Origin of the sequence: Cryobacterium algoricola (assembly GCF_004402485.1) — a bacterium.
In the GTDB taxonomy this organism is placed as follows: Bacteria; Actinomycetota; Actinomycetes; order Actinomycetales; family Microbacteriaceae; genus Cryobacterium; species Cryobacterium algoricola.
The window spans coordinates 121785-143739 of sequence record NZ_SOFG01000023.1 but is presented as its reverse complement, the minus strand read 5'-3'; the positions used below and the strand labels follow the sequence as shown (position 1 = coordinate 143739).

The 21955-nt window shown below is 67.7% G+C and carries 20 protein-coding genes; 17 read left to right on the top strand and 3 right to left on the bottom strand.

Features of this window, described 5'->3' with window-relative positions; all coding sequences use genetic code 11:
* Positions 1-83 precede the first annotated feature (83 nt).
* A complete protein-coding gene (locus E3O44_RS16660; RefSeq protein ID WP_134535896.1) occupies positions 84-734 on the bottom strand; it encodes a hypothetical protein in 651 nt (216 codons plus the stop codon).
* A gap of 54 nt (positions 735-788) precedes the next feature.
* Between E3O44_RS16660 and argS the strand changes: the two genes are divergently transcribed.
* From argS to prfA, 8 genes are all read left to right on the top strand, one after another.
* Positions 789-2480: an arginine--tRNA ligase gene (gene argS / locus E3O44_RS16655; protein WP_134535894.1), complete on the top strand. Its 1692-nt coding sequence runs from the start codon at positions 789-791 to the stop codon at positions 2478-2480.
* Positions 2481-2482: 2 nt separating this feature from the next.
* Positions 2483-3298, top strand: coding sequence for an LmeA family phospholipid-binding protein (locus tag E3O44_RS16650; protein ID WP_166792693.1), 816 nt, complete (start codon positions 2483-2485; stop codon positions 3296-3298).
* Positions 3299-3442: 144 nt separating this feature from the next.
* Positions 3443-4876 (top strand): diaminopimelate decarboxylase, encoded by a 1434-nt coding sequence (gene lysA, locus E3O44_RS16645; RefSeq protein WP_134535890.1) that lies wholly within the window; start codon positions 3443-3445, stop codon positions 4874-4876.
* On the top strand, positions 4873-6210 hold the full coding sequence (locus E3O44_RS16640) for a homoserine dehydrogenase (protein ID WP_134535888.1): 1338 nt from the start codon (positions 4873-4875) through the stop codon (positions 6208-6210). Before lysA ends, E3O44_RS16640 begins: the two co-directional genes overlap by 4 nt.
* Positions 6210-7325, top strand: coding sequence for a threonine synthase (thrC, locus tag E3O44_RS16635; RefSeq protein ID WP_134535886.1), 1116 nt, complete (start codon positions 6210-6212; stop codon positions 7323-7325). The genes E3O44_RS16640 and thrC overlap by 1 nt, the downstream gene beginning before the upstream one ends.
* Positions 7322-8287: a homoserine kinase gene (gene thrB / locus E3O44_RS16630; protein ID WP_420897937.1), complete on the top strand. Its 966-nt coding sequence runs from the start codon at positions 7322-7324 to the stop codon at positions 8285-8287. The genes thrC and thrB overlap by 4 nt, the downstream gene beginning before the upstream one ends.
* A gap of 281 nt (positions 8288-8568) precedes the next feature.
* The gene (gene rho, locus E3O44_RS16625; protein ID WP_134535884.1) at positions 8569-11184 is read left to right on the top strand and encodes a transcription termination factor Rho; all 2616 of its coding nucleotides are present in this window, start codon (positions 8569-8571) and stop codon (positions 11182-11184) included.
* Positions 11184-12263 (top strand): peptide chain release factor 1, encoded by a 1080-nt coding sequence (gene prfA / locus E3O44_RS16620; RefSeq protein ID WP_134535883.1) that lies wholly within the window; start codon positions 11184-11186, stop codon positions 12261-12263. Before rho ends, prfA begins: the two co-directional genes overlap by 1 nt.
* 126 nt (positions 12264-12389) lie before the next feature.
* Here prfA and epsC read toward each other — a convergent pair whose 3' ends face one another.
* Together epsC and cysK are read right to left on the bottom strand one after the other, a co-directional pair.
* Entirely contained in the window at positions 12390-12971 is a 582-nt protein-coding gene (epsC, locus tag E3O44_RS16615; RefSeq protein ID WP_134535882.1) for a serine O-acetyltransferase EpsC, read from the bottom strand.
* 42 nt (positions 12972-13013) lie between these two features.
* Entirely contained in the window at positions 13014-13952 is a 939-nt protein-coding gene (cysK, locus tag E3O44_RS16610; RefSeq protein ID WP_134535881.1) for a cysteine synthase A, read from the bottom strand.
* A gap of 181 nt (positions 13953-14133) precedes the next feature.
* On the opposite strand from cysK, the gene prmC reads away from it, so the two are divergent.
* The 9 genes from prmC (at position 14134) to atpA (ending at position 21916) form a co-directional block, all read left to right on the top strand.
* Positions 14134-14997 carry a peptide chain release factor N(5)-glutamine methyltransferase gene (gene prmC, locus E3O44_RS16605; protein WP_241976399.1) on the top strand — a complete coding sequence of 288 codons (864 nt, stop codon included), beginning with the start codon at positions 14134-14136 and terminating at the stop codon, positions 14995-14997.
* A 124-nt stretch (positions 14998-15121) separates the two neighbouring features.
* The gene (locus E3O44_RS16600; protein WP_134535879.1) at positions 15122-15862 is read left to right on the top strand and encodes an L-threonylcarbamoyladenylate synthase; all 741 of its coding nucleotides are present in this window, start codon (positions 15122-15124) and stop codon (positions 15860-15862) included.
* A 2-nt stretch (positions 15863-15864) separates the two neighbouring features.
* Entirely contained in the window at positions 15865-17088 is a 1224-nt protein-coding gene (locus tag E3O44_RS16595; RefSeq protein WP_134535878.1) for an MraY family glycosyltransferase, read from the top strand.
* Positions 17085-17561: a Cg1360 family ATP-synthase-associated protein gene (locus tag E3O44_RS16590; RefSeq protein WP_134535877.1), complete on the top strand. Its 477-nt coding sequence runs from the start codon at positions 17085-17087 to the stop codon at positions 17559-17561. The genes E3O44_RS16595 and E3O44_RS16590 overlap by 4 nt, the downstream gene beginning before the upstream one ends.
* 175 nt (positions 17562-17736) lie before the next feature.
* Positions 17737-18525: a F0F1 ATP synthase subunit A gene (atpB, locus tag E3O44_RS16585; RefSeq protein ID WP_134535876.1), complete on the top strand. Its 789-nt coding sequence runs from the start codon at positions 17737-17739 to the stop codon at positions 18523-18525.
* 48 nt (positions 18526-18573) lie between these two features.
* A complete protein-coding gene (gene atpE / locus E3O44_RS16580; protein ID WP_134535875.1) occupies positions 18574-18816 on the top strand; it encodes an ATP synthase F0 subunit C in 243 nt (80 codons plus the stop codon).
* 29 nt (positions 18817-18845) lie between these two features.
* A complete protein-coding gene (locus E3O44_RS16575) occupies positions 18846-19394 on the top strand; it encodes a F0F1 ATP synthase subunit B (RefSeq protein ID WP_134536026.1) in 549 nt (182 codons plus the stop codon).
* Positions 19394-20191: a F0F1 ATP synthase subunit delta gene (locus E3O44_RS16570; RefSeq protein WP_134535874.1), complete on the top strand. Its 798-nt coding sequence runs from the start codon at positions 19394-19396 to the stop codon at positions 20189-20191. The genes E3O44_RS16575 and E3O44_RS16570 overlap by 1 nt, the downstream gene beginning before the upstream one ends.
* An 87-nt stretch (positions 20192-20278) precedes the next feature.
* Positions 20279-21916 (top strand): F0F1 ATP synthase subunit alpha, encoded by a 1638-nt coding sequence (atpA, locus tag E3O44_RS16565; protein ID WP_134536024.1) that lies wholly within the window; start codon positions 20279-20281, stop codon positions 21914-21916.
* Positions 21917-21955: the final 39 nt, after the last annotated feature.

Genomic DNA, 21955 nt, shown 5'->3' with positions numbered 1-21955 from the left:
CGGAATCGAGCGCGGGTGTTACGCCGATTCGCGGGTGTTTCGCTAGCCGACGGTGCCCAGCGGTCGGGGCAGGGTGGGACGAGCTACTTCAGGTGACCGAGGGCGGCCGAGACGAGGGCCTCGGCGTCGCCGGGCTCCGCGAAGTCGGACGAGCTGAAGGTGAGCCAGTACTTGTCCGTGAAGACCTGCGCCTCACCGACACCGGCGTTCGCGCTGAAGAAACCCTGCACCGCCGGGGGAGTGCCGTAGGTCGGCACGATCTTCGAAGATGCGACGGCCTTGTCCTGTTGCTGCGTCATGAGCACGGTGTTGGGCTGGGTGAGCGTGAACTCGATCTTGTCGCCGCTCGACTGGTTCAACAGGCCGCAGGTGAGCCCCTGGAAGGACGCGGCCGTCTTCGCCGAGGCGGAGGCCGGCTTATAGGAGGGATCCGTGCCGAAGTTCGGGTTGAACGCGTAGACGTCATCGAGAGTGAGCACGTCCGTGCAGGCCAGGGCGACGGCGGTACCCGCCGGGGTCGGCGTGGGCGTCGGCGTTGCCGTCGCGGCGGCCGAGGCGCCAGCTGACGAGGAAGAACCGCCGGGCGCGGACGACGTCGCCGAACCGGAGGCGGAGGGCGCTGCATCCGCAGCACAGCCGGACAGGCCGATGAGGCTCAGCGCGCCAACGCAGAGGAAAGCTCCGGCGCGCAGGCGCCGGGCGGACGGGGAGGCAGGCGAACCGAAGAGAGTCACGGGTCGACCCTACCAAGCGAGGTCCGGGAAACCGGGCCGGTAAGCTTGGTTTCCGTGACCCCCGCCGAGCTTTCCGAATCCCTGTTCGCCCTGATCCAGCAGTTGGGTGAGCGCCGACGCGCGGAAGGCATCGACACCAGCGGCCTGGCCGTCGTCCTCGCCAACGCCGGCGACGTCACCCTCGAACGCCCGCGCAACCGCGACCACGGCGACTGGGCCTCGAGCATCGCGATGAAGATCGCCAAGCCGCTCGGCTACAAGCCGCGCGAGGTCGCCACAGAGCTCGCGACCGGGCTCGAGGCGCTCCCCGACGTCGCCTCCGTCGAAATCGCCGGCCCCGGCTTCATCAACATCCGCCTCGAAGCGGCATCCGCCGGCGCACTCGCGAAGACCATCGTCGAGGCCGGCCCGGCATACGGCACCGGCCACCTCTATGACGGCATCAAGATCAACCTCGAGTTCGTCTCCGCCAACCCCACCGGCCCCATCCACATGGGCGGCGTGCGCTGGGCGGCCGTGGGCGACAGCCTGGCCCGTGTGCTGCAGGCCGAGGGCGCGGATGTCACGCGCGAGTATTACTTCAACGACCACGGCTCGCAGATCGACCGCTTCGCTCGCAGCGTCCTGGCTGCGTACCTCGGCGAGCACACACCGGAGGACGGCTACGGCGGAGCGTACATCGGCGACATCGCCGACCAGGTCGTCGCGAAGTACGACGGCGCCGTGCCGATCACGGACCTGCCCCGCGAGGAGCAGCAGGAAGTCTTCCGCTCGATCGGCGTCGACCTGATGTTCACCGAGATCAAGGACAAGCTGCACGGCTTCGGCGTCGACTTCGACGTCTACTTCCACGAGGATTCCCTGCACGAGTCCGGCGCGGTCAACCGGGCCATCGAGCGCCTGCGCGGTCTCGGCCACATCTTCGAAGCGGATGGCGCCATCTGGCTCCGGACGACGACCTTCGGTGATGACCGTGACCGGGTCATCATCCGCTCGAACGGTGAACCGGCCTATATCTCGGGCGACCTCGGCTACTACCTGGACAAGCGCGAGCGCGGCTTCGACCAGAACCTGATCATGCTCGGCGCGGACCACCACGGCTACGTCGGCCGGATGATGGCCATGGTCGAGGCCTTCGGCGACGTTCCCGGCGTCAACCTGCAGATCCTGATCGGCCAGATGGTCAATCTGCTCAAGGACGGTGAGCCGCTGCGGATGTCCAAGCGCAACGGCACGATCGTGACCCTCGACGACCTCGTCGACGCCGTCGGCGTCGACGCCGGCCGCTACTCCCTGGTGCGTTCCTCGAGCGACACCGCGCTCGACATCGACCTCGACCTGCTCGGCAAACACACCAACGAGAACCCGGTCTTCTACGTGCAGTACGCCCACGCGCGCACCTGCTCCGTCGCCCGCAACGCGGCGGCGGCCGGTGTCGAGCGCACCGACTTCGCGCCGGAGCTGCTCGTGCACGACAGCGAGTCCGCCCTGCTCGGCGTACTGCAGGAATACCCGCGCATGGTCGCCCTCGCCGCCGAACTGCGGGAGCCGCACCGCATCGCCCGGTACATCGAAGAGGTCGCCGGCTACTACCACCGCTGGTACGACAACTGCCGGGTGATCCCGCTCGGCGACGAACCGGTCACGGAACTGCACCGTACGCGCCTCTGGCTCAACGACGCGACCGGCCAGGTCATCCGCAACGGCCTCGGCCTCCTCGGCGTGTCTGCTCCCGAACGGATGTGACCGTGGACCGGGACGGGGCACTGGATCGGGACACCGCAACGGGTAGGGGAGCCGCAACGCGCAGGCGCCGCGGCCTGAGCGGGTTCATCATCACGACGATCGTGGTGCTCGCCCTCGTCGCCACCTTCTTCATCGCCGATGCCGGCGTGCGCAACTATGCCGAGAACCGGGCGAAGGCCGAGATCGCCGCGCACCTGCCCGATTCGGTCACAGGAGACGTCTCCGTCTCGATCGGTGGCCTGTCCGTGATCGCGCAGTACCTGATGGGAAGCTTCGACCGGGTCACCCTGGTCGCTCCCGCCCTCACGGTCAACGGCGTGCCGGCATCCGTGCACCTCGTCGCGACCGACGTGCCCGTCGACCAGACCAAACAGGTCGGCGACGTGCGCGGAACGGTCGACCTCGACCAGGCCGCGCTCAATACCCTGCTCGCCGCAGCGCTGCCGACGGGGGCGCCCGCCGCCGACCTCGTGCTCGGTGACGGAACCGTTCAGTACGCGGGCAGCGTGAGCGTCTTCGGCCTGAACATCGGCTACCAGGCCACCGCCACCCCGACCGCGGCGGCCGATTCGCTACTCTTCACCCCGAGCAGCGCACAGATCACCACCGGGGCCGGCAGCATCGACGCGACCGCGATCCTCCCGCTCGTGCTCGGCCAGCAGCCGGTCCGGGTGTGCGTGGCCGGGTACCTCCCCGAGGGCGTCAACCTCGCCGGCGTCGAGGTCACTCCGGGGCGGGCGCGCATTACGCTGGAGTCGAGCACCCTGATGCTCACCGCGCAGTCGCTGACCACCCTCGGCACCTGCTCCGCCGGCTGATTCGGCGCGCGCACCCCTTGCTCGCTAGAATCGGTGCAGGTTCGCTGTCATACCGGCGGAATCTTCACTGGCTTCAGGGACCAATCCGGGTTCGCTCGCCACTCAGTGAGACACCCACTCGACTTTCCCGTGAGGTTTTCACCCGTGGCCACCAACCCGCTCGCCCCCGACTGGCTCGTCCTGCCCGGAGACGCCAACGCGCTCTCCGCCGGCCTCTGGCCAGCGACCATGCACCGCGCTCCCGCCGGCGACCTCGTCATCGGCGGCGTCTCCGCCCCTGACCTCGCCGCCCGGTTCGGCACCCCGCTCTACGTCATCGACGAAGCGGATGCCCGTGCCCGCGCATCCGCCCTCCGGTCCGCCTTCGAGGCGGAATTCTCCCGCATCGGCACCACGGTCAAGGTCTACTACGCGGGCAAGGCCTTCCTGTCGAGCGAGGTCGCCCGCTGGATGCTCGCCGAGGGCCTCAACATCGACGTCTGCAGCGGTGGGGAACTCGCCGTCGCCCTCGCGGCCGGCGCGCCTGGCGCCCGCCTCGGCTTCCACGGCAACAACAAGTCGCTCGCCGAGATCGACGAGGCGTGCGCCGTCGGCGTCGGCACCATCGTGATCGACTCGACGATCGAGATCTCCCGCGTCGCGGCGGCAGCGGCCCGGCACGGCATCGTGCAGAACGTGCGGCTCCGGGTGAACAGCGGCGTCCACGCGCACACCCACGAGTTCCTGGCCACCGCCCACGAGGACCAGAAGTTCGGCATCACCCTCGAGGACGCCCCGCGCCTCGTCGCCCTGATCCGGGCGGAGCCGACCCTGCGCTTCATCGGCCTGCACTGCCACATCGGCTCGCAGATCTTCGGAGCGGACGGTTTCGCCGAATCCGCCTCCCGGCTGCTCGCCGTGCACGCCGCGCTCCTCGCCGGCGGCCCGGTTCCCGAGCTCAACCTCGGCGGCGGCTTCGGCATCGCATACACCGACGCGGACACCCCCACCCCGATCCACGAACTCGCCGCCCGCCTCGCCGACATCGTCGCGGCCGAGTGTGCCGCGCGCGGCATCCCGGTGCCCATCGTCGCCTTCGAGCCCGGCCGCTCGATCATCGGCCCGGCGGGCACCACCCTGTATGAGGTGGGCACCACCAAGGCGGTCGACCTGTCCGGCGCGACCCGGCTCTACGTGAGCGTCGACGGCGGCATGAGCGACAACGCCCGGCCCGCCCTCTACGGAGCGGACTACTCGGTGCGGCTCGCGGGCCGCTCGAGCGCGGCGAACCCCGTGCTCGTGCGCGTCGCGGGCAAGCACTGCGAGAGCGGCGACATCGTCGTCGACGCCGACTACCTGCCCGGCGACGTCGGCCCCGGCGACCTCGTCGCGGTCGCCGCGACCGGCGCATACTGCTTCTCGCTCGCGAGCAACTACAACTACCTCGGCCGCCCGCCCGTCGTCGCCGTGCGGGACGGCGCCGCCCGGCTGCTCGTCCGCGGCGAGACCATCGCAGACCTGCTCTCCCGCGACACCGGGATCACCGCAGCCGTCGCGGCCCCCACCGGCACCGATCAACCGAAGGAAGCCATCCGTTGATCGAATACCGTAACCTGCGCATCGCCCTGCTGGGCGGCGGCAACGTCGGCGCCCAGGTCGCCCGGCTGCTGCTCGAGCAGAGCGAGGAATTCGCCAACCGGGTCGGCGCCGGCCTCGAACTCGTCGGCATCCTCGTGCGCGACGTCAACGCCGAACGCACCGTCGACCTGCCGCACGAACTCTTCACGACCGACGCCGAATCCCTCATCCTCGGCGCGGACGTCGTCATCGAACTGCTCGGCGGCATCGAACCGGCCCGCAGCTACATCCTGATGGCCATGAACTCCGGGGCGGATGTCGTCACCGCGAACAAGGCGCTCCTCGCGACCCACGGGCCCGAACTCTTCGCCGTCGCAGACCAGGTCGGCGCCCAGCTCAACTACGAGGCCGCCGTCGCCGGAGCGATCCCGATCCTCCGCCCGCTGCGCGACAGCCTCGGCGGCGACCAGATCAACCGCATCCTCGGCATCGTCAACGGCACCACGAACTTCATCCTCGACCGGATGGACACCGCGGGCGACACCCTCGAGGAAGCCCTCGCCGCCGCGACCGACCTCGGCTACGCCGAAGCAGACCCGACCGCGGACATCGGCGGCTACGACGCGGCACAGAAGGCGGCCATTCTCGCGAGCCTCGCCTTCCACACCCACGTGCCGCTCGCATCCGTCTACCGCGAAGGCATCACCGAGGTCACGCCCGCGCAGATCGAGTCGGCCCGCAAGGCCGGCTACGTCGTGAAGCTCCTCGCCATCTGCGAACGCATCACGGATGCCGCGACCGGCCAGGCGGGCGTCTCCGCCCGGGTCTACCCCGCGATGGTGCCGCGCGACCACCCGCTCGCGGCCGTGCACGGCGCGAACAACGCCGTCTTCGTCGAGGCGGAATCCGCCGGCAGCCTGATGTTCTACGGGGCGGGCGCCGGGGGAGTCGAAACGGCATCCGCCGTGCTCGGCGACCTCGTCTCCCTCGCCCGCCGCCACATCGCCGGCGGCCCGGGAGTTGCGGCCTCGATCCACGCCGACTTGCCCGTCTTCGACATCGGCAGCATCACAACCCGCTACGCGGTCACCCTCGAGGTCACCGACGAGCCGGGCGTGCTCGCGACCCTCGCCGGGGTGTTCAGCGATCACGGCGTCTCGCTGGCCCTCGTCGAGCAGTCGATGACCCCCGCGCGGCCACTCACGTCCAGTCACGCCGCCGTCCCGTCCACGGCTACCCTTGTGATCGGAACCCACGAGGCAACGGAAGCGGCACTCGCCGCCACCGTGACGGACCTCGCCGCCAATAGATTTGTCACCACCGTCGCATCCGTTTTGAGAGTTGAAGGAGCCTGATGTCCAGCGAACGAGAGTCCACGCAGGCCGTGAAGACCCAGTCCCGTCAGTGGCGGGGTGTGCTGCGTGAATACGCCGACCGTCTGAACATCACCGACGCCACGCCGATCATCACGCTCGGCGAGGGCGGCACGCCGCTGATTCCCGCCCCCGCGCTGTCGAAGCGCACCGGCGCGAAGGTCTGGATCAAGTACGAGGGCATGAACCCGACCGGATCCTTCAAGGACCGCGGCATGACCATGGCGATCTCGAAGGCCGTCGAAGACGGCGCGAAGGCCGTCATCTGCGCCTCGACCGGCAACACCTCGGCCTCGGCCGCCGCATACGCGACCCACGCCGGCATCCTCGCGGTCGTGCTCGTGCCGGAAGGCAAGATCGCGCTCGGCAAGCTCAGCCAGGCGATCGCGCACAACGCGCAGCTCCTGCAGGTGCAGGGCAACTTCGACGACTGCCTCGACATCGCCCGCGACCTCTCGGCGAACTACCCGGTGCACCTCGTCAACTCGGTCAACCCCGACCGCATCGAGGGCCAGAAGACGGCGGCCTTCGAGGTCGTCGAGGTGCTCGAAGACGCGCCGGACATCCACATCGTCCCCGTCGGCAACGCCGGAAACTACACCGCGTACACCCGCGGCTACACCGAAGAACTCGAACGCGGCGCAACCACGAAGCTGCCGCGCATGTTCGGCTTCCAGGCCGCAGGCAGCGCCCCGATCGTGCTCGGCCACCGCGTCGACCACCCCGAGACCATCGCGAGCGCCATCCGCATCGGCAACCCGGCATCCTGGGACCTCGCCCTCGCGGCGCAGAAACTCACGAACGGCTACTTCGGCGCGATCAGCGACGCCAAGATCCTCGAGGCCTACCGCATCCTCTCCGCAGAGGTCGGCATCTTCGTCGAGCCCGCCTCCGCGATCAGCGTCGCCGGGCTGCTCGAGCGTGCAGAGGCCGGACTCATCCCGGCCGGCGCGACGGTCGTGCTCACGGTCACCGGCCACGGCCTGAAGGACCCGCAGTGGGCGCTCCGCACCGCGGACGGCGCCGAGATCACGCCGACGGTCGTGCCCGTGGACACCGCCGAAATCGCGAGCGTGCTCGGTCTGGTCAAGAAGTGACCCTGGCCGAAGCCGTGTCAGGTCCCTCCGTTCTCGCCGGTCGCTCGGTGACCGTCCAGGTTCCCGCCACGACGGCGAACCTCGGCCCCGGCTTCGACACCCTCGGCCTGGCCCTCGCGTACTACGACCGCCTCGACGTGAGTGTGCGCGACGAACCCGGCGTGTTCGTCGACGTCCAGGGCGTCGGTGCCGGCGTGGTGCCGACCGACGAGACCAACCTCGTCGTGCAGGCCATCGCGCACACCTTCGCCGCCTACGGGCAGCGGATGCCGGGCCTCGCGCTCGTCGCCCACAACAAGATCCCGCACGGCCGCGGCATGGGATCCTCGGGGGCGGCGATCGTCTCCGGGATCATGGCAGCCAAGGGCCTGCTCGAGGGCGTCGTCGACATCGACTCCGAAGCCCTGCTCACTCTCGCCACCGAGATGGAAGGGCACCCGGACAACGTCGCGCCTGCCCTCTTCGGCGGTCTCACGATCGCGTGGACCACGCCGGAGGGCCCCCGGCACAAGAAGCTGATGGTGCACCGCGGCGTCAAGCCGCTCGTGTTCGTTCCGGAGCAGGCCATGTCCACGGCTCTCGCCCGCAGCCTGCAGCCCGAGACCGTGCCGCACTCGGACGCCGTCTTCAACCTGTCCCGCTCTGCGCTGCTCATCGCCGCGCTCATCCAGAGCCCGGAACTGCTGCTCGCCGCGACAGAGGACAAGCTGCACCAGAGCTATCGCGCCGCCGCGATGCCGGAGACCAACCGGCTGATCACCCTGCTCAGGGAACACGGCTTCGCCGCCGTCGTCTCCGGCGCCGGCCCGTCGATCCTCGTGCTCGCGAGCGACCCCGGCCAGCGCCTCGTCGCCGCGGAGCTCGTCGCCGCGAACTCGGCCACCCCCTGGCAGGCGCTCATGCTCGCCGTGGACTTCCAGGGCGCGACCGTCACCCGCACGGACACGGCAGCGACCGCCTGATCTCAGGACCGCGAACGGGGGTGCCGCGGCTGGGAGAGCGCGGCCCCCGTTCTCGGAATGCTCTGCTAGAGTCGACTGCGTACCCGAAGGAACCGCCTAACGACCGGTTCCTTTCGATGGTGCATTTCCCGTAACTCACTGCTATCGCGACATCTGGCGTGGCTGTGTGTGTTCATTTCAATCCACTTTCTGTGGGATTGAACCACCCGCAGCGCCTCCGACGTTGCCACAGCTTCCCCGGTTTTCGTAAACGTTCGTTCCGGGGGAAAGGACAAATTTTCGTGACTGACGTCAACCTCCGCACAAATGCTGCGGATTCATCCCGCCTGGGAACCCTCCGTGTCGCCGAGCTTCAGGCTCTCGCGCTCGAACTGGGCATCCCCGGCTCCTCCAAGCTCCGCAAGGGCGAGCTCGTCGCCGCCATCACCGCCATCCAGGCCGGTGGCGACACCGTGAGCCCCGAGCTCGAGATCCCCGCCTTCGCCGCGACCGAGCCGGTCGCCTCCGAGACTGTCGTCTCCGAGCCGGTCGCCGTCGAGGCCGCCCCGGCCGCGGCAGCAGCCGTGACCGCGACCCTCGTCGAAGCGCCGCCGCGCAAGCGCGCGCCGCGCCGCGCCACCACCGCGACTGCTGCTCCCGCCGCCGCACACGTCAACGCTGACGGTGACCTCGGAATCGGCCTGATCCTCCCGGACGCCGCCGCGACGACCCGTCGCACCACGGCCCCCACCACCTACGCCGGTGGCACCGGAACCACGGAGGCCCCCGTGGCCGCCGAGAAGCCGGTCCGCCAGGCTCGCAAGCGTGCCACCTCCGTGTCGGTCAAGGCCGCCGCGGAAGCAGCATCGACCGAGGCTCCCACGACCGAGGCTCCCTCCGTCGCCCTTCCCGTCGTCGAGGCTCCGGTCGTCGAGCGTGCCGTCGTCGAGGCGCCCGCCGCCGACTCGACGACGGATGCCGCAGCGACCGCCACCGAGACCACAGAGGTCACCGAGGCTCCCGTCACCACCGGCCGCTCGCGCCGCAGCAGCGCCCGCGGCAACGGTCGCAACGGGTCCGCACGCAACAGCATCGACGCGCGCAGCCGCATCGACGCCCTGAACGACGAGCTCGCACAGGGCACGGCGGGCATCCCCGTCGCGACCGACGAGGCAGCCGCGATCGACGAGGCGCCCGTCGACCACTTCGCCGGCAACCGCACCGCAGACACCGAGACTGTCACCGCAGACACGGACGCCGACACCGACACGGACGACTCGACCGAACAGGCTGAACAGCCGCGTCAGGGCCGCAACCGAAACCGCAACCGCGGCGGCAACCAGAACCAGACGGGCGGAGAGCAGGACGACAACTCCCGCCAGCAGAACGGCCGCCAGTCGAACCGCAACCAGAACCAGCAGAACCAGAACGCCGAGCGCGGCCAGGACAACCAGGGCCAGCAGGACCGGAACAACCAGTCCCAGCAAGAGCGCAACCAGGACCGCCAGGCCCAGCAGGACCGCAACCAGCAGGACCGCCAGGCCCAGCAGGAGCGCAACCAGGAGCGCAATCAGGACCGGAACCAGGAACGGAACCAGGACCGTCAGGCCCAGCAGCAGGAGCGCGGCCAGCAGGACCGCAACCAGCAGGACCGTGGCCAGGACGACGACCTGAACAGCCGCAGCAACCGCAACCGGTTCCGTGACCGCAAGCGTCGCGGCGTCACCGCCGGTGACGACTTCGAGCCGGAGCTGAACGACGACGACGTGCTGATCCCCGTCGCCGGTATCCTCGACGTCCTCGACAACTACGCGTTCGTGCGCACTTCCGGCTACCTGCCCGGTGCGAGCGACGTGTACGTCTCCCTCGGCCAGGTCAAGAAGTACAACCTGCGGAAGGGTGACGCCGTGGTCGGCTCCATCCGCCAGCCGCACGAGGGCGACCAGAACGGCCGCCAGAAGTACAACGCGATCGTCAAGGTCGACTCCATCAACGGCCTGTCCGTCGAGGAAGCCGCCAACCGCGTCGAGTTCCAGAAGCTCACCCCGCTGTACCCGCAGGAGCGCCTCCGCCTCGAGACCGAGCCCGGCAAGCTCACCCAGCGCATCATCGACCTCGTCGCCCCGATCGGGAAGGGCCAGCGCGGCCTCATCGTCGCGCCGCCCAAGGCCGGCAAGACCATCGTCATGCAGCAGATCGCGAACGCCATCGCCACCAACAACCCCGAGGTGCACCTCATGGTCGTTCTGGTCGACGAGCGGCCGGAAGAGGTCACCGACATGCAGCGCACGGTCAAGGGCGAGGTCATCGCCTCCACCTTCGACCGTCCCGCCGAGGACCACACCACGGTCGCCGAGCTCGCCATCGAGCGCGCCAAGCGTCTCGTGGAACTCGGACACGACGTCGTCGTGCTCCTCGACTCGATCACGCGCCTCGGCCGGGCCTACAACCTGACCGCGCCGCCGTCCGGCCGGATCCTCTCCGGCGGCGTCGACGCATCCGCCCTGTACCCGCCCAAGCGCTTCTTCGGCGCCGCGCGCAACATCGAGAACGGCGGCTCGCTCACCATCCTCGCGTCCGCGCTCGTCGAGACCGGTTCCAAGATGGACGAGGTCATCTTCGAAGAGTTCAAGGGCACCGGCAACATGGAGCTGCGCCTCTCGCGCCAGCTCGCCGACAAGCGGATCTTCCCGGCTGTCGATGTCAACGCATCGGGAACCCGTCGCGAAGAAATGCTGATGAGCTCGGACGAGGTCAAGGTCACCTGGAAGCTCCGTCGCGCGCTTGCCGGACTCGACCAGCAGCAGGCGCTCGAGGTCGTCCTCGGCCGTCTCAAGGAGACGTCCTCCAACGTGGAGTTCCTCATGCAGGTCCAGAAGTCGATGCCGTCCCTGAACGGGTCAGACAAGGACAAGTAATGTTCGAGTCTGTTCTGACTCTGCAGGCCGAATTCGACGAGCTGCAGTCTGAACTGGCCGACCCGGAGTTGCACTCCAACCCGGCCCGTTCGAAGAAGGTCAACCGGCGCTACGCCGAACTGAGCCGCATCATCGCGGCCTGGAACGAGTGGAAAGAGATCGGCGAGAACCTCGACGCCGCCCGGGAGCTCGCGGAGGAGGACTCGTCCTTCGCCGAGGAGATCCCGGGGCTCGAGGTGCAGCTCGAGGACACCTCCGCGAAGCTGCGCCGCCTGCTCATCCCGCGCGATGAGCTCGACGCCCGCGACGTGATCATGGAGATCAAGATGGGGGAGGGCGGTGCGGAGTCCGCACTGTTCGCCGCCGACCTGCTCCGGATGTACCTCCACTACGCAGAGTCGAAGAAGTGGAAGACCGAGATCATCGAGCAGACCACGAGCGACCTCGGCGGCATCAAGGACATCCAGCTCGCCATCAAGAGCAACACGAACGACCCCGCGGAGGGCGTCTGGGCGCACCTCAAGTACGAGGGCGGCGTGCACCGCGTGCAGCGCGTGCCGGCGACCGAGTCACAGGGACGCATCCACACCTCCGCGGCCGGCGTGCTCGTCTTTCCCGAGGTCGATGAGCCCGAAGAAGTCGAGATCAACCACAACGACCTCAAGATCGACGTCTACCGGTCGAGCGGCCCCGGCGGCCAGTCGGTCAACACGACCGACTCCGCCGTTCGCATCACCCACCTTCCCACCGGGATCGTGGTCGCGATGCAGAACGAGAAGAGCCAGCTGCAGAACAAGGAAGCCGGGATGCGCGTGCTGCGCGCCCGGGTCCTCGCCCGGCAGCAGGAGGAGATCGACGCGGCCGCGTCCCTGGTCCGCAAGGGCCAGATCCGCACGATGGACCGGTCGGAGCGCATCCGCACGTACAACTTCCCGGAGAACCGCATCGCCGACCACCGCACCGGCTACAAGGCGTACAACCTCGACTCCGTGATGAACGGCGCGCTCGACGCCGTCATCGAGTCGTGCATCCTCGCGGACGAGGCCACCCGCCTCGCCGAAATCGGGGACCACGACTAGCGCGTTTCGCGCCCGAGTATTGCAGAAAATGCCCAGAATCGCCGGTCGAACGGCGATTCTGGGCATTTTTGGTGACTCTGGGAGGTAATGGGTGCGGCTGCGGCGGCAGCGGATGCCGCGTGCCGGCTAGTCCTCGTCGGAGACCGGGAGGCCGCGCGCGCCCTCGATCGTCTGGGTGCGCACCGGCTGGATCGTCGCCGGGATGCCGAGCAACAGCGACTTCGGCGGGGCGTCCCTCGTGACGACGGCGTTCGCGCCGATCGTGCTCCAGGCGCCGATCGTGATCGGGCCGAGCACCTTCGCGCCTGCGCCGATGGTGACGCCGTCGCCGAGGGTGGGATGCCGTTTCTCACCGCGGACGACGCCGTGCCGGGTCTTCCCGCCGAGGGTGACGCCGTGATACAGCATCACGTCGTCTCCCACATCGGCGGTTTCCCCGATCACGACGCCCATGCCGTGGTCGATGAACAACCGGCGCCCGATCCGGGCGCCGGGGTGGATTTCGATCCCGGTGAGGAACCGGGTGAACTGGGAGACCAGCCGGGCGGGCAGGTACAACCCGGCCACCCACATCCGGTGGGCGATCCGGTACGACCACACGGCGTGCAGCCCGCTGTACGCGAGGAAGACCTCGACGTTGCTGCGGGCTGCCGGGTCGTGGGCGCGCGCCATCGCCATGTCCTCACGGATGCGTGAAATGACTCCCATGTCGGTTTTCAGTTGTTCCCGTTCTTGATAGTCGAGCAGTTCTTAGTCGAGCAGGTCCTCGTACAGCACGGTCGAGATGTAACGCTCTCCGAAGCTCGGGAGGATGGCGACGATGGTCTTGCCGGCGTTCTCCGGCTTCTTCGCCTGCTCGATGGCCGCCCAGACGGCGGAGCCGCCCGAGATGCCGGAGAGGATTCCCTCGTCGGTCGCGAGTGCGCGAGCGGTGGTGAGGGAATCAGCGAGGGTGACATCGGTGACCTCATCGTAGAGGTCGGTGTCGAGAACAGACGGGACGAAGTTGGCGCCGATGCCCTGGATCTTGTGCGGACCCGGCTTGCCGCCGGTGAGGATCGGGGAATCGATCGGCTCGACGCCGACGATGTGCACGGAGGGCTTGCGCTCCTTGAGCAGCCGTCCGGCGCCCGTGATGGTTCCGCCGGTGCCGATGCCCGCGACGAAGATGTCGACGGCGCCTTCGGTGTCGTCCCAGATCTCGACGCCGGTCGTCGCGAAGTGGATGGCGGGGTTCGCGGGGTTGTCGAACTGGCGGGCGAGAATCGCGCCGGGGGTGTTCGCGACGATTTCTTCGGCCTTCTCGACCGCGCCGCGCATGCCGGCGGCTCCCGGGGTCAGCACGATCTCGGCGCCGTACGCACGGAGCAGGACGCGGCGTTCCTTGCTCATGGTCTCGGGCATCGCGAGGATGACCTTGTAGCCGCGGGCCGCTCCGACGAGCGCGAGCGCGATGCCGGTGTTGCCGCTCGTGCCCTCGACGATGGTGCCGCCGGGGAGGAGTTCGCCGGAGGCCTCTGCGGCGTCGACGATCGCGATGCCGATCCGGTCCTTGACGCTCGCGGAGGGGTTGTAGAACTCGAGCTTGACCAGCACGGTCGCGTCGAGGCCGGCCGTCAGGCGGTTGAGCTTGACCAGCGGTGTCCCTCCAACTGCCTTGGTGATGTCGGAGTAGATGCGTGCGGTCATCGCAGTGCCTTTCAGTCGGGTCATCGGGTCAATCGGGTCAGGAACCTCGCCCAGCCTACGGCTCCGGCATTGGGCGCGCGCGCTTGATTGCGTTACATTCCAAAGTGTGACAACTGAAGACGACGACCATTCCATTCCCGCCACTTTCCCGGGTTCCGTTCCCGGCGCCGTTCCGGGCACAGTGGACTCCATCCGGGACCGCACCATCGGCATCCTCGCCGACGCCGGCATCCAGGACCCCGGCGTCGACGCCGATCTCCTGATCGGCCACGTGCTGGGCCGGAGCCGCGGCGAGGTGCAGGCCGCGGCCATCCTCCGCACCGGTGTCACTCTGGCGGATGCCGCCGCGATCGACCTTCTCGTCGCTCGCCGCGCCCGGCGCGAACCCCTCCAGCACATCACCGGGCGCGCCCCGTTCCGCTCGATCGAGCTCCTCGTCGGGCCCGGCGTCTTCGTGCCCCGCCCCGAGACGGAGCAGGTCGCCCAGTTCGCGATCGACGCCCTCCTTTCGATGCCGGACCCGGACCCGATCGGCGTCGACCTCGGCACCGGCAGCGGCGCGATCGCGCTCTCCCTCGCCGTCGAGGTGCCGAGCGCGCGGATCTGGGCCGTCGAGAACTCCCCGGAGGCTTTCGCCTGGACGACCCGCAACTTCGCGGCGGTGAACGCGGCCAACGCGACGCTCGTCTTCGGCGACCTCGCGGACACCGGCATCCTCTCCGAACTCGACGGCACCGTCGCCGTCCTGATCTCGAACCCTCCCTATATACCCAAGGATGCCGTGCCGCGCGACCCCGAGGTCCGTCTCTTCGATCCGGCACACGCCCTCTTCGGCGGTGTGGACGGCCTCGACGTCGTCCGGCAGGTGTCGCAGACGGCGCTGCGCCTGCTGCGCCCCGGCGGAGTGCTCGTGATCGAGCACGGCGAGCTGCAGGGCGGCGACATCCGCGCCCTGCTCACCGGCGACGGTTGGCGCGCGACCGCCACCCACCGCGACTACACCACCCGCGACCGGGCGACCACCGCCATCCGCCCCACCCCCTGAACCCTGCGCTGAGGTGTCGCACATCGACGTTCCCACGCCTTGCGAACCTCGATCTGCGACACCTCAGCCAGGGCGGGACACGCTCCCAGCCTCGGGAAACACCCCTGCACTAGAATTGGGCGCAATGACACGCATCTACGACTGCACGGTTGTCTCGGACTACGCAACCGGCATGAGACTGGCACGCTCGGCGATCGCTCGCGGCGCGCTCGTCGTCATCCCCACCGACACCGTCTACGGCCTTGCCGCCGACGCGTTCAGCCCGGAGGCCGTGCAACGACTGCTCGACGCGAAGGGCCGCGGCCGACAGTCGCCGCCGCCCGTGCTGATCCCGGGCATCGGCACACTCGACGCGCTCGCGGTCGGTATCCCTGAGCCCGTGCGCGCCCTCGTTGCGGAATTCTGGCCCGGCGGGCTCACCGTCGTGCTCAACGCGCAGCCCTCCCTGGTCTGGGATCTCGGCGACACCCGCGGAACCGTCGCGCTCCGCATGCCGAGCAACCCGATCGCGCTCGACCTCCTCGCCGACACCGGCCCCCTCGCCGTCTCGAGTGCGAACACGAGCGGCCGGCCTTCCGCGGTCGACGCGGCGACCGCAGAAGGGATGCTCGGCGAGAGCGTCGAGGTCTACCTCGACGGGGGAGCGGTCGGCACCGGCTACGAACCGATCGGCGACCGGGCGGGCGACACCTCGTCGACGATCATCGACGCGACCGGTTTCGACACCAACGGCGGCAAGCTCGTGATCGTGCGGAACGGCGTGATCTCCCGGGAAGCCCTCGCGGCCGTCGTCGGCGACGCGCTCGCACCGGAGGGCTTCGTCGCTCCCGTTGCCGCGACCCCCGAAGCGGATGTCGCGGGCTAGCCATGACCGTATTCATCCTGCTGGCCATCGTCTCGGCCGTTGTCACGGCCATCTTCTCCTGGGTCGTGCTCAAAGTCAGCCACCGGTACAAGATCTATCCGAAGATCCGCCTGCGGGACGTGCACACCCGGCCCACTCCCCGCCTCGGTGGGGTCGCTATCTTCTTCGGCGTGATCGCGGCCTTCGGGGTCGCCTACCTCATCTCGGCGCAGTTCGCGCCGCTCCGGCTGGTCTTCTCCGATCCGGAACAGATCGTCGCCATCGTCGGCGCCGCCCTGATGATCGTGCTGCTCGGCGTCGCAGACGACCTCTGGGACCTCGACTGGATGACCAAGCTCGCCGGCCAGTTCATCGCGGCCGGCCTCGTCGCCTGGCAGGGCGTCCAGGTGCTGTCCCTCCCGATCGGCGGGCTCACCGTCGGCTCCTCCTGGATGTCGATCCTGATCACCGTCTTCGTGATCGTGCTCCTGATGAACATGATCAACTTCATCGACGGCCTCGACGGCCTCGTCGCCGGGGTCGCCCTCATCGCCAATGGCGTCTTCTTTATCTACAGCTATCTGCTCGTGCGGGACACCTCGCCGAGCAACTACTTCAACCTCGCCTCCGTGATCGCCGCGATCCTGGTCGGCGCCTGCATCGGCTTCCTGCCGCTCAACTGGCGACCCGCCAAGATCTTCATGGGAGACTCCGGCTCCATGCTCGTCGGCCTCCTGATGGCGACCTCCGCGATCGCGATCACCGGGCAGATCGACCCGACCGCGGTGAACCGGTCTCAGCTCTTCCCCGCGTTCATCCCGATCCTGATGCCGTTCGCGATCCTGATCATCCCGCTGCTCGACTTCGCACTCGCCGTGTTCCGTCGGGTGCGCGCGGGCAAGTCCCCGTTCAGCGCAGACCGGAAGCACCTGCACCACCGGCTGCTCGACATGGGACACTCGCACCTGCACGCCGTGCTGATCTTCTACGGGTGGACGGCGGCGGCATCCGTGGGGTGCCTGCTCTATTTCGTGTTGCCCGTCTACTTCGGCGTGCAGACCTGGTGGGCGACGCTGTTCCTGGTCTTCGCCCTGCTCGTCTGCACGATCGTGACCCTTGCGCCGCTCAGCCGGTCCAAGAAGGTCGAAGCGGCCACCCAGCTTGCCCACCCAGCCACCCTTCCCCACGACATCGTGAAGCTCGATCGCCTCGACGAGGCATCGACGCAAGCCGAGGAGCACGTATGAGCGCCGTCCAGCAGCCCGAATCCCTGCAGCCGCAGTCCAACCGGGTGTTCCGCAGCATCCTCGTCTACGGCGGCTACCTCGCCGGCGGCATCGCCGTGGTCGGGATGATCGCCGGCGGGCTCGCCGCCGGCGGCATCGGGGTGCTGAGCGCCCTGATCGGCACCGGGATGTCCGTCGTGTTCATGGGGATCACGGCGGGCAGCATCCTGATCGCGAACCGCTTCGCCGGGACGGCCGCAGCGATCGGCGCGTTCTTCGGGATCGTGCTGGGCGGCTGGCTGCTCAAGTTCGTGGTGTTCCTCGTGCTCGTCGTGCTGCTCAAGGGCCAGCCCTGGGTGCAGCCGGTCGTGTTGTTCCTGAGCATCATCGCCGGTGTCGTCGGTTCCCTGATCGTCGACGTCGCGGTCATCCGCACAAGCCGCGTTCCCTACGTGAGCGATCTTTCCCGGAACCCAGACCCGAAAAAGCGATGAATTTTCACCCTCAGGATTCGGCCCGGAGTGCGTTTCTTGGTAGGGTAATGACCGGTTCGCCCCGCAGCGCTGCTTTTGTCGTGCTCGACGTTCCGACCCAATTTTCGTCCTCGCGAGAGCAGAGCTCCCCGCCCCGAACCAGGAGAAAGCGCTGCTAGAAACCGCCGTAAACCTGATGCTCCCGTTGGCTACTGACGACGGTAGCTTCCATGGCCCATCCATCAATGAGTTCTTCCCCGAGGGCATCTTCTTCGTGGGGACGCCGTTCGAGATCAACCGGATCATGCTGATCCGTTTCATTGCGATGGCCGCCCTGATGCTGCTCTTCTGGCTCGGAACGCGCCGAATGAAGATCGTCCCCACCCGGCTGCAGAGCCTCGTGGAGATGGGCCTCGACTTCGCCAGGGTCAGCATCGCGGAAAGCATCCTCGGCAAGAAGGAGGGCAAGCGTTTCCTGCCCCTTCTCACGACGATCTTCTTCCTCGTGCTGTTCATGAACCTGACCGGACCGATCCCGCTCCTCAACATCGCGGGCACCTCGGTGATCGGCGTTCCGCTGCTCCTCGCCGTCATCTCGTACTGCACCTTCATCTACGCCGGCCTCAAGAAGAACCCGGGCAACTTCGTCCGCAACTCGCTCTTCCCGCCCGGGGTGCCGAAGGCGCTCTACATCATCGTCACGCCGATCGAGTTCATCTCGACCTTCCTCGTCCGCCCGGTCACTCTGACCCTGCGACTGCTGATGAACATGATCGTCGGCCACCTGCTGCTGGTGCTCTTTTTCACGGCGACCCAGTTCTTCTTCTTCACGGCCGACGGAGCCTTCAAGCTCTTCGGTGCAGGCACCCTCGTCTTCGGGCTCGCGTTCACCCTCTTCGAGGTCCTGATCGCCGTGCTCCAGGCGTACATCTTTGCCCTGCTCACCGCCGTTTACATCCAGCTCGCGGTGGCTGAAGAACACTAACCTCGAATCCGGCACTCGCTGTATTCGTCACAACGGAAGGAAACAAACGTGGACGCAACTACCGTTCTCGCGGCAATCTCAGGAAACATCGCCACTGTCGGTTACGGCCTCGCCGCAATCGGCCCGGCAATCGGCGTGGGTATCGTCGTCGGCAAGACCATCGAGGGCGTTGCTCGTCAGCCCGAACTGGCCGGCCAGCTCCAGGTTCTGATGTACATCGGCATCGCATTCACCGAGGCGCTCGCGTTCATCGGTATCGCAACGTACTTCATCTTCACCACCGGCCAGTAATCCTCTTTTCTCTCTAGTTAGGAGGCATGATGCTTCACGCAGTAATTGCAGCTGCCGCGGAAGAGACGAAGAACCCGCTCATCCCCGAGTTGCCGGACATCATCTGGTCCGCGGTGTGCTTCGTCGTGATTCTCTTCTTCTTCTGGAAGCTCATCCTTCCGAGAATGCAGAAGATGCTCGACGACCGCGCTGAGGCCATCGAGGGCAACATCGCCAAGGCGGACGACGCCCAGCGCAAGGCAGAGGCCGCACTCGAGCGGTACACGGCCCAGCTGGCCGACGCCCGTGCGGAAGCCGGCAAGATCCGCGAGGTCGCCCGCGCGGACGGCCAGAAGATCATCTCCGAACTCAAGGAGCAGGCCGGCGCTGAGGCGGCCCGCATCACCGCGAGTGCCAAGGCCCAGATCGAAGCGGAACGTCAGGCGGCAGTCCTGTCCCTCCGTGCCGAAGTCGGCACCCTGGCCATCGACCTCGCGTCCGGAGTCATCGGCGAAAGCCTGACGGACGACGCGAAGGCGAGTGCCATCGTCGACCGTTTCCTGGCCGACCTTGAGGCCTCGGAGAAAGCAGCTAAGTAATGGGAAGCGCCACCAGGGAAGCTTTGGCCTCGTCGAGGGCGGTACTCACTGCCCATGGCCGCACGACCGATCTCGCAACAGGCGAAGGCCTGCTCGACTCCGGCCGTGTCATCGGTGATTCGGCGCAGCTCCTGTCTGCCCTGGTCGACACCGCAGCGGATACCGCGGCCAAGACGACACTCGTCGCCGCGGTCTTCTCGGCGAAACTGACCCCGACCGCACTGGACCTGCTCCAGACGGTCGCCGCCGCACGCTGGTCGAGTCACTCCGACCTGCTCGCCGGCATCGAAGAACTCGGGCTGCGGGCCGTCGCTTCGTCGGCCCCGGTGGCCGGTGCCGTGGAAGCGGAGCTGTTCGAATTCGGGACGGCCGTCGCGTCCAACGGTGAACTCGAACTGGCACTGGCGTCGAAGCTCGGCGCAGTCAGCGCCAAGGTGGGACTCATCGATTCCCTGCTCACCGGCAAGGTCTCGGACCAGACGCTCGTCATCGTGCGTCACCTCGTGCAGCAGCCTCGCGGCCGTCGCATCGGGGCTCTCCTGCGATTCGCGGCGACAATCGTCGCAGACGAGGGCGGCACGGCGATTGCGACCGTCTCAACGGCCGAGCTGCTGAGCGCCGCACAGCTGGAGCGCCTGCGCACCAGCCTCACGGCACGGTACGGACGCACGCTCACGATCAACCAGGTCGTGGACGCAGCGATCGTCGGCGGTGTCCGTGTGCAGATCGGTGACGACGTCATCGACGGAACCATCGCCACCCGCCTCAAGGATTTGCGACTCCAGCTTGCCGGTTGACCACAGGTCAGCCGGAACAGAAAAACCACGAGCGGCAACGCTTCGTTCGAGACAGAACCTGTACACCCGTACGGGAAAGGGAAGATGATGGCAGAACTAACGATCAGCCCCGATGAGATCCGCGATGCTCTCCAGGACTTCGTCAAGTCCTACGAGCCGAGCAAGACCGCGACCGCTGAGGTGGGCTACGTCACGACAGCCGGCGACGGTATCGCACACGTCGAGGGCCTGCCCAGCGTGATGGCCAATGAGCTCATCAAGTTCGCCGACGGCACCCTGGGCCTCGCCCAGAACCTCGACGAAGACGAGATCGGTGTTGTCGTGCTCGGTGAGTTCGCCGGCATCGTCGAGGGCATGGAGGTGCACCGCACCGGAGAGGTGCTCTCCGTTCCCGTCGGCGACGGCTACCTCGGTCGCGTCGTCGACCCGCTCGGCGCCCCGATCGACGGTCTCGGCCCGATCGTGAGCGAAGGGCGTCGTGCCCTCGAACTGCAGGCGCCCGGCGTCATGGACCGCAAGTCCGTGCACGAGCCGATGCAGACCGGTATCAAGGCGATCGACGCGATGATCCCGATCGGCCGCGGCCAGCGCCAGCTCATCATCGGTGACCGCCAGACCGGCAAGACCGCGATCGCGATCGACACCATCATCAACCAGAAGGCCAACTGGGCTTCGGGAGACGTGAACAAGCAGGTTCGCTGCATCTACGTCGCCATTGGCCAGAAGGGTTCCACGATCGCCGCCGTCAAGGGCGCGCTCGAGGACGCCGGCGTGATGGAATACACCACCATCGTCGCCTCCCCGGCCTCCGACCCGGCCGGCTTCAAGTACCTCGCCCCCTACACCGGCTCGGCCATCGGCCAGCACTGGATGTACGCGGGCAAGCATGTCCTGATCATCTTCGACGACCTGTCCAAGCAGGCAGAGGCCTACCGTGCCGTTTCCCTGTTGCTGCGTCGTCCGCCGGGACGCGAAGCGTACCCCGGCGACGTGTTCTACCTGCACTCCCGCCTGCTCGAACGTTGTGCCAAGCTGTCCGACGCCCTCGGTGCCGGATCGATGACCGGCCTGCCGATCATCGAGACCAAGGCGAACGACGTCTCCGCGTACATTCCGACCAACGTGATCTCGATCACCGACGGCCAGATCTTCCTGCAGTCCGACCTCTTCAACGCCAACCAGCGTCCCGCGGTCGACGTGGGTATCTCGGTCTCCCGTGTCGGTGGCGACGCCCAGGTCAAGTCCATCAAGAAGGTCTCCGGAACGCTGAAGCTCGAACTGGCGCAGTACCGCTCCCTCGAGGCCTTCGCGATGTTCGCATCCGACCTCGATGCCGCCAGCCGTCGCCAGCTCGCCAGAGGCGCCCGCCTGACCGAGCTGCTCAAGCAGCCGCAGTACTCGCCGTACCCCGTCGAGGACCAGGTCGTCTCGATCTGGGCCGGCACCAACGGCAAGTTCGACGAGGTCCCCGTCGAGGACGTGCTGCGCTTCGAGCGTGGACTTCTCGATCACCTCGGTCGCACCACCGAGGTCCTCAAGACGCTGCGCGAGACGAACGTGCTGAGCGACGAGACCGTCGAAATCCTCGAGCGTGAGGTCGACGTCTTCAAGCGCGAATTTCACACCGGTGAGGGCAAGCCGCTTGCCTCCGTCGGCAAGGAACAGTTCGAAGCGATCACCGCCGACGACGTGAACCAGGAAAAGATTGTCAAGCACCGCCGCTGACCAGCGGGCCTCGACAACCACGATTCACTGAGAAGGAAG

Excerpts from the sequence above, each read along its gene's own strand:
- thrC (WP_134535886.1), top strand. The coding sequence starts at position 6,210 with ATGTCCAGCGAACGAGAGTCCACGCAGGCCGTGAAGACCCAGTCCCGT.
- prfA (WP_134535883.1), top strand. The coding sequence starts at position 11,184 with ATGTTCGAGTCTGTTCTGACTCTGCAGGCCGAATTCGACGAGCTGCAG.
- epsC (WP_134535882.1), bottom strand. The coding sequence starts at position 12,971 with ATGGGAGTCATTTCACGCATCCGTGAGGACATGGCGATGGCGCGCGCC.
- cysK (WP_134535881.1), bottom strand. The coding sequence starts at position 13,952 with ATGACCGCACGCATCTACTCCGACATCACCAAGGCAGTTGGAGGGACA.
- E3O44_RS16600 (WP_134535879.1), top strand. The coding sequence starts at position 15,122 with ATGACACGCATCTACGACTGCACGGTTGTCTCGGACTACGCAACCGGC.
- E3O44_RS16595 (WP_134535878.1), top strand. The coding sequence starts at position 15,865 with ATGACCGTATTCATCCTGCTGGCCATCGTCTCGGCCGTTGTCACGGCC.
- E3O44_RS16590 (WP_134535877.1), top strand. The coding sequence starts at position 17,085 with ATGAGCGCCGTCCAGCAGCCCGAATCCCTGCAGCCGCAGTCCAACCGG.
- atpB (WP_134535876.1), top strand. The coding sequence starts at position 17,737 with ATGCTCCCGTTGGCTACTGACGACGGTAGCTTCCATGGCCCATCCATC.
- E3O44_RS16575 (WP_134536026.1), top strand. The coding sequence starts at position 18,846 with ATGCTTCACGCAGTAATTGCAGCTGCCGCGGAAGAGACGAAGAACCCG.
- E3O44_RS16570 (WP_134535874.1), top strand. The coding sequence starts at position 19,394 with ATGGGAAGCGCCACCAGGGAAGCTTTGGCCTCGTCGAGGGCGGTACTC.
- atpA (WP_134536024.1), top strand. The coding sequence starts at position 20,279 with ATGGCAGAACTAACGATCAGCCCCGATGAGATCCGCGATGCTCTCCAG.